At 42.5% G+C, this 12,545-nt stretch carries 13 protein-coding genes; 5 read left to right on the top strand and 8 right to left on the bottom strand.

The window, feature by feature from the left end:
- Positions 1 to 6 precede the first annotated feature (6 nt).
- The 8 genes from DOT_RS16685 to speD all read right to left on the bottom strand — a co-directional run bounded on the left by DOT_RS16685 (position 7) and on the right by speD (position 6,339).
- Positions 7 to 975, bottom strand: coding sequence for a polyprenyl synthetase family protein (locus DOT_RS16685; RefSeq protein WP_009621190.1), 969 nt, complete (start codon positions 973 to 975; stop codon positions 7 to 9).
- Positions 976 to 982: 7 nt separating this feature from the next.
- Positions 983 to 1,345, bottom strand: coding sequence for a twin-arginine translocase TatA/TatE family subunit (locus tag DOT_RS16680; RefSeq protein WP_009621189.1), 363 nt, complete (start codon positions 1,343 to 1,345; stop codon positions 983 to 985).
- Between the two features lie 13 nt (positions 1,346 to 1,358).
- On the bottom strand, positions 1,359 to 2,123 hold the full coding sequence (tatC, locus tag DOT_RS16675; RefSeq protein ID WP_040412548.1) for a twin-arginine translocase subunit TatC: 765 nt from the start codon (positions 2,121 to 2,123) through the stop codon (positions 1,359 to 1,361).
- 4 nt (positions 2,124 to 2,127) lie between these two features.
- Positions 2,128 to 3,210 carry a cyclic dehypoxanthinyl futalosine synthase gene (mqnC, locus tag DOT_RS16670; protein WP_009621187.1) on the bottom strand — a complete coding sequence of 361 codons (1,083 nt, stop codon included), beginning with the start codon at positions 3,208 to 3,210 and terminating at the stop codon, positions 2,128 to 2,130.
- 156 nt (positions 3,211 to 3,366) lie between these two features.
- A complete protein-coding gene (locus DOT_RS16665) occupies positions 3,367 to 4,044 on the bottom strand; it encodes an FO synthase (protein ID WP_009621186.1) in 678 nt (225 codons plus the stop codon).
- Positions 4,045 to 4,066: 22 nt separating this feature from the next.
- Positions 4,067 to 4,918, bottom strand: coding sequence for a UbiA-like polyprenyltransferase (locus tag DOT_RS16660; protein ID WP_009621185.1), 852 nt, complete (start codon positions 4,916 to 4,918; stop codon positions 4,067 to 4,069).
- Between the two features lie 21 nt (positions 4,919 to 4,939).
- The gene (locus DOT_RS16655; protein ID WP_242833857.1) at positions 4,940 to 5,737 is read right to left on the bottom strand and encodes a polyprenyl synthetase family protein; all 798 of its coding nucleotides are present in this window, start codon (positions 5,735 to 5,737) and stop codon (positions 4,940 to 4,942) included.
- Between the two features lie 224 nt (positions 5,738 to 5,961).
- A complete protein-coding gene (speD, locus tag DOT_RS16650; protein WP_009621183.1) occupies positions 5,962 to 6,339 on the bottom strand; it encodes an adenosylmethionine decarboxylase in 378 nt (125 codons plus the stop codon).
- 584 nt (positions 6,340 to 6,923) lie between these two features.
- Between speD and DOT_RS16645 the strand changes: the two genes are divergently transcribed.
- The 5 genes from DOT_RS16645 to DOT_RS16625 all read left to right on the top strand — a co-directional run bounded on the left by DOT_RS16645 (position 6,924) and on the right by DOT_RS16625 (position 12,435).
- Positions 6,924 to 8,900, top strand: coding sequence for a heterodisulfide reductase-related iron-sulfur binding cluster (locus DOT_RS16645; RefSeq protein WP_040412542.1), 1,977 nt, complete (start codon positions 6,924 to 6,926; stop codon positions 8,898 to 8,900).
- A 117-nt stretch (positions 8,901 to 9,017) separates the two neighbouring features.
- Positions 9,018 to 9,938 (top strand): helix-turn-helix transcriptional regulator, encoded by a 921-nt coding sequence (locus DOT_RS16640; protein WP_009621181.1) that lies wholly within the window; start codon positions 9,018 to 9,020, stop codon positions 9,936 to 9,938.
- Positions 9,939 to 10,030: 92 nt separating this feature from the next.
- A complete protein-coding gene (locus DOT_RS16635; protein WP_009621180.1) occupies positions 10,031 to 10,939 on the top strand; it encodes a substrate-binding domain-containing protein in 909 nt (302 codons plus the stop codon).
- A gap of 49 nt (positions 10,940 to 10,988) precedes the next feature.
- Positions 10,989 to 11,690: an ABC transporter permease gene (locus DOT_RS16630; RefSeq protein ID WP_009621179.1), complete on the top strand. Its 702-nt coding sequence runs from the start codon at positions 10,989 to 10,991 to the stop codon at positions 11,688 to 11,690.
- Position 11,691: 1 nt separating this feature from the next.
- Positions 11,692 to 12,435: an ATP-binding cassette domain-containing protein gene (locus DOT_RS16625; RefSeq protein ID WP_009621178.1), complete on the top strand. Its 744-nt coding sequence runs from the start codon at positions 11,692 to 11,694 to the stop codon at positions 12,433 to 12,435.
- The last annotated feature ends 110 nt before the right edge of the window (positions 12,436 to 12,545 follow it).

The following is a 12,545-nucleotide window of genomic DNA, read 5'->3' as shown; positions in this document are numbered from 1 at the left end:
GGGAACTTAAAACTTTCGAACTCTAATAAACTCAGCTAACTCTTCTAAAGCTTTACGAGTTGGAACCAAGGGGAGTTCCTGAAGATGTTTTTTAGCTTTCTTCACATATAAGTCGACCAGATTCATAGATTCATCGATAGCTCCGGTGCTCTTGATAAGTTCAATAGTCTCGGACACTTCATCATTCGTTTTTTCCATTTTTCCTAGCAATACCTTTAAGCGAGAGGGCTCCTGTGATAATTGAAGGGCTAGAATCATGGGTAACGTCATAATACCTTGGCGCAAATCTCCCCCGATCGGTTTTCCGAATTCAGAAGCCTTGGCCGTTATATCCAAAACATCATCGACAATCTGGAAGGCCATTCCCAGTGAATGCCCATATGCACCCAATGCCCAAACCTGACGCTGAGGAGCTCCCGTAACCAAAGCCCCTATTCTGCAACAAGCAGAGATCAACAAGGCAGTTTTACGTTTTATACGGTAGTAATACTGCTTTAGATTTTGTTCTACATCGAAGGAGGATTTAATCTGCTGAATTTCTCCCTGGCACATTTCAACACTAATTTCTGCTAAGATACGCGAAACTTCTGGATGATCTATCTTAGCTATAAGTACCAATGATTTAGCAAATAAATAGTCTCCCGTCTCCACGGAAACTATATTACCCCAGTTAGCCTTAACCGTTGGACGCCCTCTTCTAGTCATTGATGCATCCACGACATCATCATGGACTAGTGAAGACATATGAATGAGCTCTAAGGCCATAGCCACGGGCATCAACTTTTCCAAGGAATAACCGTAGAACTTTCCAGCTAAGAGCGTAAATGCCGGACGCAATCGTTTCCCCCCGGCAGTCAATAAATGGACAGCCGAATCATGGAGAATTGGGTAATCCGTCTCCACGAATTTTGTCAGTTCCTTTTCAACCCGTTGTAGATCTGAATTTATCTGATTGAAGAGCCAGAGTTGTTTCAAAAGCGGTTCACCTGCTTGCACCCTTTTCTTCATAAGATACCATATCTAATGGTAGTTCCGCCAGTGGATCATCCGGTTTTTCGTCCTCATACGTCAACAATTTCTCGTCATTACTAATATCTTCCGCTTCTTTTGGTAGTATGACTGTTTCCTGCTCAGAAGTTTTTGACGAAATCGTCTGTTCAAATGCTTTATTTAGAACATTTGCTGGGGTATCTAAAGAACTTTGAAACTCTTTAGTTAACTCATTAGTTGCTTTGCGAATTTCAAAAACTACTTTACCCAACGTCCGAGCGATATCCGGCAGATCCTCCGGCCCAAATAAAATAAGAGCAATAACCAAAATTAAGATGATTTCTGTCAAACCCATGTCTTCGCCCCCCTTATTTCAACGCTAGGTCAGTTTCTCTTCTCCGAGCGACCAGATACCCCAGCCAAATGCTAATTTCATAGAGGAGATACATTGGTCCAGCCATGAGGAGTTGGGTAGGCAAATCTGGTGTCGGGGAAACCACGGCAGCCATAATGATGATCGCTAATACCGCCCAACGCCTTTTTTTGGCTAAGGTCTTGGGGGACAATATTCCTATGCGAATTAAGATCAACAAAACTATTGGTAGTTGAAATACCAATCCAAACGTTACGAGAAAGGTTAGAAGAAAACTTAAGTAAGACGTTTTCGTCACAAATGGCGTCGATTGAACACCCCCGCCACCTGCAAACATTAAAAACTTAATTCCGACAGGAAGTACCAGGTAAAAACATAAAGCAGCCCCGCCAATAAAGAGAAGTACCGAGCTAGGAACAATAATATATAAATACTTCCGTTCATTTTGCTTCAATGCTGGTAGCACAAAACTCCATATCTGCCACATAATGATCGGAAGCGAAAGCGCAACACCAATAAACAGAGAGACTTTCAGCTTGACCAACATTGGTTCCATTGGAGTTGTAGTGATGAAATTAATAGTTTTTAACTGGGTCACTGGACGTGCTAAATAGGCGAAAGCTTGATCACTAATGAACCATCCAATAATGGTTCCAAGCGCAATAGAATAAGCTGCTATAACTAGTACTTTGCGTAGGGCTTTAATATGTTCCATTAACGGCAAATTGCCCTCATCGAGCTGTCGCTTACGCCTGCGCATTCACCTACACTTCCTTCCCGTACTCCTTTAACCACTCATAGTGCGTATTGCGTTGGACAGCCTGATAACCGGCATCGTCAATACAACGTATAATTTCTTGTAACGGGACACGCGTTTGCACACCAGCAGCCCGAACTACATTTTCTTCTAACATAGTGCTCCCGAAATCATTAGCCCCAAAACGCAAAGCCACCTGTGCCATTTTTGCCCCTTGAGTAACCCAGGATGCTTGGATATTGGGCACATTATCGAGCATCAGACGTGCTACAGCGAGAGTTCGCAGGTACTCAACCCCTGTACTTCCCTCTCCTCCAAGTTCTGTGTTCGTTGGTGCGAAACTCCAAGGGATGAAAGCTGTAAATCCACTCGTTTGATCCTGGGCCTCACGCACACGAATCATGTGCAGAACCCGTTCTTCAAACGTCTCCACATGCCCAAACATCATTGTCGCGGTGGATTTCATACCTAACTTATGTGCTGTGGTCATAACGTCCATCCATTGTTGCCAACTTATTTTATTGGGGCTAATTAGATGACGTACACGATCATCGAGGATTTCAGCCCCTCCTCCAGGAATAGAATCTAAGCCTGCATCTCTGAGGCGACGAATGACTTCCTCAAGACTCAGCTGGGATTTGTTCGCTAGATCCCATATTTCTGGAGGACTAAAGGAGTGAACGTGGATGCTGTAATGGGCTTTAATATCGCGCAGGAGATTCTCAAAGTATACTAGATCCAAATCAGGATGCAATCCCCCTTGAATCAAGAGCTGAGTTCCCCCTACCGAAATTGTTTCTTCAATCTTAGCATGTAATTCATCGCTTGACAAAATATATCCCTCTGGATCTTCGGGCTTACAGTAAAAGGCACAAAACTTACATTGACATGAACAAACATTGGTATAGTTAATATTCCGGTCAATCACAAACGTGACGACTTTTTCCGGGTGCATCTGACCTCGAACGAGATCCGCTCCTTGGCCTAAAGAAAGAAGATCGGCATCTTGTAATAGTTTTACCCCATCCGCGAGGGATAAACGTTCGCCGGATAACCGTCGCTCGATGATCTTCAAGGTATCTGGTTGCATATACTTCTCCCCTTCCTGTACTATCAGAAAGTATAAACTTGCGTTATATACTTTCTAAGCATAAGGGCAACTAGGCAGCCGCCTTCGCCAAAGGCTGCAAGATGGCTAATACGTGCGAAGTCAGTGACTTCGGGCGCCAGCCAAGTTTTCTTTATCCTAATGAGTTCTAAGGACACGATAGAGAATATCTCGTTCCACCGCATCTCGTCCGGCTGTTTTAATCATGTGGATCAAGGCCCGTTTACTCATTCCTAAATTCGTTTCAGCCTCGGCTGAGGAAACAATTGCTTCCTCCACAACGATACCATCTAAATCATCCACCCCAAAAGCCTGCGAAACTTGAGCTAATTTGGGGCCGAGCATCATCCAAAACGCTTTAATATGATCAAAATTATCGAGAAGAATCCGTGAAAGTGCAAACATTTTCAGGTCTTCAAATCCCGTTGTATTTTTCACACCCATTATTCCCTCAAATTGCGTGTTCTTGGGGTCACAGGGAAGTGGAATGAACGCTAGAAACTCGCTTTTCCTGTCCTGAAGCGCTCGTAGCTGTATCAAATGGTCAATTCGGTCCTCGGGCCTTGCAACGTGCCCGTAGATCATCGTCGCGTTTAAGCGATCAGTACAAACATTTGTATGGTTAATAGGATTATTGACCATGAAATAGGTATTGTTGCCGTTTTTTCGTTCACGGACAACATTAGCCATATACCCAAGGGCCAAGAGGTCTTGACTGTTCATCATGCGAACACCGGCGTCAAAACCTAATCGTTCGTCATTTTCTACTTTCTCCACTAGGTCACTGAGTTCGCTTTGAGCAAACAGTGCGTGCATAATGTCCCCCTCCTCCACTTTATCATAATAAGACTAAATCCAAGACGGAAAATACAAATAGTAAGATACTCAGATACCCATTAAGGTCGAAAAAGGCAACGCCAATCTTAGAAAAGTCATCGGCAGTGACTAGGCGATGCTGGCGAAAGAGTAAGGCAATGGCAATGGCAACACCAACATAAAAAAGCCAACTCATAGACATAACCACTCCAACGGCAATAAAGAACAGCGGTGCGAGTATATGCAGAAACGACGAAATTTCCAAACCTCTTTGCACCCCAAAAATTGCTGGAATCGAGTGCAGCCCTTCTTTGCGGTCGAATTCTACATCTTGGCAAGCATAAACGACATCAAAACCTGCAACCCAAGTCATGACCCCAAAACCTAAAAGAATAGGTGCTAAAGCCCAATGACCTGTTACTCCGATCCAGGCCCCTGCCGGGGCCAAGCCCAAGGAAATCCCTAAGGTAAGATGGCATGCCCATGTAAACCGTTTGGTATACGAATATAAAACAAGGAAGAAAACGGCAATTGGCATTAACCACAAAGCCAAAAAATTGAGTTTGTACGCCGAATAGCCAAGTAACAGAAAAGAAAGGACCGTGTAAAGGTAAACTTCATTCACCTTAAGCTGGCCTGCCGGCAGTGCCCTTTGAGCCGTCCGAGGGTTACGCGCATCAATATGCCGATCAATCAATCGGTTCAAAGACATTGCCGCTGTCCTGGCTCCTATCATGGCTAAGGTAATCCAGAAAAGTTTCGATCCTGATGGAACACCATTTGATGCTAAGAAAGCGCCTAAATATGCAAAAGGCAGGGCAAAAAGCGTGTGCTCAAATTTAATCATTTCAAAGAAAACTTTTAGTTTATGCATACTCTAACTCTACTCCGTTCATCACGATCCTGCCTCAAGAGGATTATAATCTGTGTTTAGCTGCTTGGCTATGTAATGCAACACCTCAAGGAGAGGTTGTAACTGAAGCTGTGATCCAGACGAAATTTCATCCAGGATATTGTTAGCCCGCTGAAGGATCGATTGAACTAATGTCTTCTCCAAACGTTCCTTCCATACACCCCATGCTAATCCCAATTCCCAGCCAAACGCTTCAAGCCGACGCTGTAGAGGCAGAGAAACGCCAGCAAGTTCAGCACTAAGACGGGCCGCTAAGGCGGTTAGAGACGCACTTTCCATTTCAATTATTTGAAGCCATTCATCCTTATTAAGTTTTGAGTCCCGGGAAAGCCATCGAGATATCCCCCCCTCGCTCATTGTTCCTATAACCTGAGCTAGAGGGTCTAGAAAGGGCAGTAGTTTCTCACGGCAGAGCTCTAAAAAGAACTTTCCATATAATAAATCTCCAACAAGCACCGGAAACTGTCGGAGCTCCTCCGCGATATCCAGATCATCTTTCATTAACTCATGAACCCTATTAGCCATAAAAACAAATTGTACAATGGTCGCCAAGGCCTCAGGTTTTTGCCCATTATCGCCACAGGCCCCACTTACGGCTAAAACAATCGCCGGAAAAACCGTTCGATCAAGTTCATCCATATCCAGCTTAACCAATTCTTCAAAATCTGCTGGCTTAAAATTCATTTCTGTGCGCAAACGCGCCTGTACCATGTTCAGTTTCTCTATGAAGCTGAAATCTACCGGAACCATCTTATCGCTCCTTGTCATCCATTCAGACATTAACCTATTATATATTCGAGATACTTACTCAAAGTCCTGCACTTTTTATATAATCTACTCTGATAATATGACATTATTATTGCAATAGTATGTAAACAACCTGAAATACAATAGACCCTGCAACTTCTTCAGTCACAAGGTCTATCAAGTACAGTTTAAAAAGTATAACCCTTGGATTTCTTTTTCCGCACTTGTCTTAGTCCGGAGTAAAATAAATATCCCTCCTAAATATTTACCGCTTCCTTTGGATCCTCAACAATTCCCCGCTTTATTTCCGTTGCGGTCATATGACCTGCTTTGAAATGATCCGTTAAATAGTTACAGGCATCCCAGGGATTGACACGGTCCCCGCAAGTAAAGACGTCTACAGCTGCATATCCGAGTTCTGGCCACGTGTGGATGGCTAGGTGCGATTCAGAAATTACAACTACACCACTCACCCCTTGAGGACTAAACTTATGAAAAACTACCTCACGTACCTCGGCACCAGCTTCTAAAGCTGCATTGACCATAAGCATTTCGACTTTTTCTCGATCGTTTAAAATGTCGAAACTACACCCATAAATTTCAGCCAACACATGACGTCCAAGAGAATTTGCCAATTGTGATCGTTGCCCCCTTTTCTACTCAAAAAATAGGAAAGAATCTGAGCCGGTCGTCTCTGCCTCCGGTTAACCCCAAATTTCCATCAGGTTAAATTTTAGCACAAAGTTCAGTGTTGTCAATAAAAAAATATATTTTTCCTTGATATCCTTGGATAGTTTGTAATTTTTCTAGGATGAGGTATGCTTAGGTCCGTTTTCCTCTGTATTGCTTATCTATTCACCTCGTTATAACCATTATATGAAAAAAACGGTTCGTTTGAACTTAGTCCACGCCGTTATCTGGCCCACTATAATGTATCTGCTGTTTCTGATAAAGGCTATTGTTTGTCTTAAGAAACTATCCTTTTTCTAGAAATCTGTTCAAGCCCTATGCTATAATTCAAAACGATTAATGCGTTAGAAAAGAAAATGTTGAATAACCTTCCTTTGCTAAGAGTTAGCGCCTAAGGTTTTTGAAAATCTTCAAAACTTCTAAGGGATTTAAACTGAAAATACCGCTTCAGATGATACAATGACGTGTGGATTCTGCGACAGTAAATCTGTTTCAAGGGAACTATGGGATAATAAATGGAGGTTTTTCAATGGAGGCAACTAGGCAGTTATTTTGGAATGCCAGTGGTAAGAGCATTATGTATTTCTTCGCCCTAATATCATTCGTTGTCTTTATAATAGGTTTCAGCACGAGAATTTGGAGCTGGCAGCAAGGACGGCATTTCTATTATGATAGCTTGGGTTGGAGATTAAAAATCTTTTTTTCATCAATAATGCGCCATGATAAAGAAATTTTTAAAGGGACCTTCCGTCGATATATGCACCTTGGTGTATTTTATGGGTTTATAATTTTAACATTAGGGACTTTGGTTATAGCCATTCAGGATCATTTTGGTATTCAGCTATTCTATGGAAAGAAGTACTTAATACTTAGCCTATTGATGGATCTGTTTGGTCTAATAACCATGATTGGAATAGGAATGGCCACCTATAAACGATATATTAGTAAACCGGACCATGAAGATTACACGTTCGATGATGCTTTTTTACTTATTCTCGTTTTTATAATTCCTTTTACTGGATTCATATTAGAGGGTTTAAGGATTTACATCACTGGTGATTTTTGGGCACGCTGGACACCTGTAGGTCTATTTTTCGCGATCCTAACTCAAAAAACGGGTTTGTCAGTTGTAACAGCCCTAACTGTTCATGCCGTTTTATGGTACTTTCATATGTTGTTGGCCTTTGGGTTTATTGCCTATATCCCTTATTCTAAGTTATTTCATATGGTTGCATCAGGACTAAATATTTTTTTAAGACCTTTTTCATCTATAGGCGGATTAACTCCAGTGGATATAACTTCCAAAGAACTAACTAATATTGGGGTTGCTCGTCTCGAAGACTTTAGTAAGAAACAGCTTCTCGAATTAGATGCTTGTATCTCCTGCAAAAGGTGTCAAAAAGGCTGCCCTGCCTATATGAGTGGAGCTCCCTTATCGCCCATAGCAGTAATTCAAAGCTTGAAAAGGCACTCAATCGCGAAGAATTCTCTTTTCAAGGACAGAGGCCAGGTATTTGACCACTCTATACTTGACAAGATAATATCTAAAGAGACATTATGGTCTTGTACTACGTGTGGACTTTGCGAAGACAAATGCCCAATCCATATTGAACATGTTAAACGAATCGTTGATATGAGACGAAGCCCGTCTTCCGCTTCGAGCTATCCTCTTGAAATTCAAAAGGTATTCAAAAATATCTCAGATAAGGGGAATCCAAGGGGCCTAAGTTTAGATAGCAAGTTTTATTTGGCAAAAGAATTGCATGTTCCTCTTATAAGTGAGAAAAATCAGACGGATATCCTGTATTGGGTAGGATGTCATGGTTCTTATGAATCTCGTAATAAGAATGTCTCACTGGTAATGTTTAAGCTATTTGAAAAGGCGGGTGTTGATTATGCCCTATTGGGTATGGACGAGAAATGTTGTGGGAACTCTGTAAGACGTCTCGGTAATGAGAAACTCTTTCAGCAGTTAGCACATGAAAATATTAAGACTTTAAATCATTATGATTTCAAGACAATAGTGACTAATTGTCCTCACTGTTACGATACTCTTAAAAATGAGTATCCTCAGTTCGGAGGGCACTATCATGTTTTGCACCATTCTGAGTATATTTTAGAACTTATCAGATCCTCTAAAATTAAACCAAAGGCAACAAATTTCAAAGTCACTTTTCACGATCCATGTTATTTGGGAAGATATAACTCTGTTTATGATGCCCCAAGAGACGTTCTGACCTCAATCCCAGGACTCGAGTTGATAGAGATGAAAAATAATCGATCGAGAGCCTTTTGTTGTGGAGCTGGTGGTGGACGAATATGGATGGAAGATATTGAACAGACAAAAATTAATAGCATTCTACTAAGTAAAGCCCTTAAAACCGAGTCAGAAATTCTTGCCAGCGCCTGCTCATTGTGCCTATCAACGTTATCGGAAGCTGTAAACAATTCGGACACAGACATAAGAAGCATGGACATTGCAGAAATTGTTTACAATACTCTATAGCATCGAGGTCGATTAATTATATTCACTAATCCTGTCGTTACAAAGCTTACTTTGACTTGAATGATCCTTATTCTGTCCTCACTAAGTGTGCAAAAAAATAGAATGGAGGTGAACTACTTGAGCTTAACCTTGACTGCTGCGGAGGCAGCAAAAATCTTAAAAATTTCAAAATATACCTTTTATGAACTTGTAAAACGAGGAGAAATTCCAGCTCACCACATTGGTAGACAGCTTCGCATTGACCCAGCTGTCCTAGAGCAATATCTCCATGGAACTCTTAGTGTCAAAAACAACACCACTCCTTCAATTATGCCCTCTTACCCTTCGGGGTTGCGAGTTCTTCGCTTCATTGGGAGCCACGATCCTGTTGTAGAGCTTCTTTTCGAATTTCTTAGGCATGCAAAGACACCTGTCGAGTCCTCGATTTCTTTTAAAGGAAGCATGGATGGACTCATTGCGCTTTATCGCCAGGAAGCAGACGTTTCAGGAGTGCATCTTTGGGATAACGTGTCTAAAGACTATAACATTTCTTACGTCCAACATGTTATCCCTGACGAATCTGCTTGTATAATCAATTTAGTCCAACGAGAACAAGGTTTCATTGTAGCACCGGCCAACCCTCTTCATCTACATGCCTGGGAGGATATCACTAAAGAAGGCGTGCGTTTTATCAATCGCCAGAAAGGTTCTGGCACCCGCCTGCGGCTTGATGCCTACCTCCAAGCAGAAAATATTTCTCACCAGCAGATCTTAGGCTATACAAATGAAGAAACCACACACTCAGGCGTCGCTTGCCTCGTAGCTAACGGACAAGCCGATGTTGGTATCGGAGTAAAAGCTGCAGCCCAACGACTTGGTCTTGGTTTTGTTCCTCTGTTCCAAGAAAGATATGATTTAGTTTGTTTAGGGCAAACTGCTAAAACCCCTGCTTGGCAACAACTTGTAGGTATTTTAAGGTCACCAGGATTTATTCAAGCCATTAATCAACAAGATGGTTATGATACTTCTCTGACTGGAAAAATTCTGTTGAATTCCTGAGACGGGTTAATGAACTGGTTTGATCACGTTACTGAGCGTAAGAACGCGATATAAAGCGTTTTTATATAAAAAAATATTAGGAGGAAAAAAGAATGAAAAAGAAACTGAGACTTCGCCTTAATTTTGGGTTCGCGCTCCTGATGATCACCGTTATGGTGATTGTCGTTGGGTGTGGAACTGCTGCAACTCCAACAACTCCTACGCCACAGACAACCGAAGCTCCGAAGCCTACAAATCCTGACCTGATTTTAGCGACCACTACAAGTACACAAGACAGCGGTTTACTCGATGTACTTATCCCAGATTTCGAGAAGAAAACTGGTTATAAGGTCAAAACAGTAGCCGTTGGCACAGGGGCTGCTTTAGCTATGGGGGAAAAAGGCGAAGCTGATGTTCTACTAGTACATGCTCCAGCCTCAGAGAAAAAATTGGTTGACAACCAAACCGGGATAAACTATCAACTTGTGATGCATAACGATTTCATCCTTGTAGGACCATCAGCTGATCCTGCTAAAGTCAAAGCAACCAAAACATCCGTTGATGCCTTAAAGGCCATTTATGCTAGCCCTGCAATATTCGTTTCCCGCGGAGATGATTCGGGAACAGATAAAATGGAAAAAGCATTATGGAAAAAAGCTAATCTCACCCCTACTGGAAGTAAGTATCAGGAGAGTGGTCAGGGCATGGGACAAACACTCACCATTGCCTCAGACAAAGAAGGGTATACCCTGACAGATCGCGCCACCTACCTGGCGACGAAGAAAAACTTAAAACTGGATATTGTTCTTGAAGGAGATGCTTCCCTCTTAAACATTTATCATGTAATGCAAGTAAACCCAGAAAAATTCCCTAAAGTCAATGCAGATGGCGCCAAAGCCTTTGTCGACTATATGATTAATGCTGACACTCAAAAACTCATTGAAACATTCGGCAAAGATAAGTTCGGCCAGGCTCTTTTCTTCCCAGATGCAGGCAAAAAGATGGAAGACCTGGGCAAGTAATTTAGTCCAAATCACTTGAATCCCCACATTTAAAAGGGCAGGTAACTGTATGGAAATGATCTGGCAAGGAGTCCTAGCCGCCATTCACCTCCTTATAACTGGTGATCCCGAGGTAGTTAATATTACGCTCCTTACGCTTAAAATATCCGTTACAGGAACGCTAATAAGCCTACTTATTGGGATTCCGTTCGGTACACTCTTGGCTCTCAAACCTTTCCCAGGGCGTCGACTTGTCTTAAGCGTCGTTAATACAGGAATGGGGTTACCCCCTGTGGTAGTGGGGCTTTGGGTCTCAATCTTTCTTTGGCGCTCTGGCCCTTTTGGCTTCTTAAACATTATGTATACACCAACAGCTATTATCATTGCCCAAGCAATCATTGCCTCTCCTATTATCGCAGCTTTAACTTGTGCCGCTCTTCAACAAACCAATCCTAAACTTAGGCTTCAAATCCGAGCACTAGGTGCAACTCGCCTTCAGTATACTTGGCTACTTCTTAAAGAAGTCCGTTTTTCCCTACTCGCCGCAATTATTGCGGGTTTTGGGGCCATCGTTTCGGAGATTGGGGCGTCTATAGCGGTAGGGGGAAATATTAAAGGGCAGACTCGTGTTCTAACGACTGCTACTGTCTTGGAAGTTTCCAAAGGTAACTTCGACATCGCTATTGCTTTAAGTATTATTTTATGTTTACTCGCCTATGCAGCTACATTAGGCCTAACCATCCTCCAACAGAAACAGCAAGGAGGGTCATAAGGTGCTTGAAGCTCAGGGGATAACCTGGATAAAGGAACAGAAAACTATATTGCAAAATATTCACTTTCATCTGTTGCCTAGAGAATGCGTAGGGCTGATCGGACCGAACGGATCTGGTAAAAGCAGTTTGTTGAAAATCCTCTCTTTTTTAGAAGTTCCAACATTGGGTCAGCTGTATTTCCAGGGGCAGCCCATGCCAAAGACTGTTCCGCTTCCTATTCGTCGTAGAATCGCTATTGTATTTCAGGAACCTCTTTTATTAAACACCCGAGTTTTTGACAATGTTGCCATCGGATTAAGAATCCGAGGCATCACTAAGGGGAAAATACGGGAACGGGTGAACTATTGGCTGGAACAATTCGGAGTAATTCATCTTTCTAAACAATTGGCACTATCACTCTCCGGCGGAGAAGCTCAACGCGTAAGCCTAGCACGAGCCTTTGCCCTGGAACCAGACGTTCTGTTTTTGGATGAGCCGTTTTCAGCCCTAGATGCTCCAACCAAAGAGAGCCTACGCACTGACCTGGCTCATGTTTTCAAATCTACTCAAACGACAACTGTCCTCGTTAGCCATGATTTTAAGGATATCGAACATTTAACAAACCGAGCCTTGATTCTCCTTAATGGACAAGTAGTGGCTGATGGATCTCCATCCGATCTACTGAGAAACCCTCCAAAAGGAGAGGTCGAACGTTTTATCGCTCACTTTGCTTCTCCCCCTCCATTTGTTCAGCCTAGGCTATAATGGGGCCTAGGTTCCTGTTGAACTCAAGAAAGAACCGCCCCCTGCTTGTGTGAAAGCAGGGGCGGTTCTTTGCTATGGTACCTACCCACATCATCTAGTGGATGGCACAC

The organism is Desulfosporosinus sp. OT (genome assembly GCF_000224515.1).
Classification (GTDB): Bacteria; Bacillota; Desulfitobacteriia; order Desulfitobacteriales; family Desulfitobacteriaceae; genus Desulfosporosinus.
Note: the sequence above shows the minus strand (reverse complement) of the source record. Positions and strands in the feature narration are given on the sequence as shown.

Excerpts from the sequence above, each read along its gene's own strand:
- DOT_RS16680 (WP_009621189.1), bottom strand. The coding sequence starts at position 1,345 with ATGGGTTTGACAGAAATCATCTTAATTTTGGTTATTGCTCTTATTTTA.
- tatC (WP_040412548.1), bottom strand. The coding sequence starts at position 2,123 with ATGCGCAGGCGTAAGCGACAGCTCGATGAGGGCAATTTGCCGTTAATG.
- mqnC (WP_009621187.1), bottom strand. The coding sequence starts at position 3,210 with ATGCAACCAGATACCTTGAAGATCATCGAGCGACGGTTATCCGGCGAA.
- DOT_RS16665 (WP_009621186.1), bottom strand. The coding sequence starts at position 4,044 with ATGCACGCACTGTTTGCTCAAAGCGAACTCAGTGACCTAGTGGAGAAA.
- DOT_RS16660 (WP_009621185.1), bottom strand. The coding sequence starts at position 4,918 with ATGCATAAACTAAAAGTTTTCTTTGAAATGATTAAATTTGAGCACACG.
- DOT_RS16655 (WP_242833857.1), bottom strand. The coding sequence starts at position 5,737 with ATGTCTGAATGGATGACAAGGAGCGATAAGATGGTTCCGGTAGATTTC.
- DOT_RS16645 (WP_040412542.1), top strand. The coding sequence starts at position 6,924 with ATGGAGGCAACTAGGCAGTTATTTTGGAATGCCAGTGGTAAGAGCATT.
- DOT_RS16635 (WP_009621180.1), top strand. The coding sequence starts at position 10,031 with ATGAAAAAGAAACTGAGACTTCGCCTTAATTTTGGGTTCGCGCTCCTG.
- DOT_RS16630 (WP_009621179.1), top strand. The coding sequence starts at position 10,989 with ATGGAAATGATCTGGCAAGGAGTCCTAGCCGCCATTCACCTCCTTATA.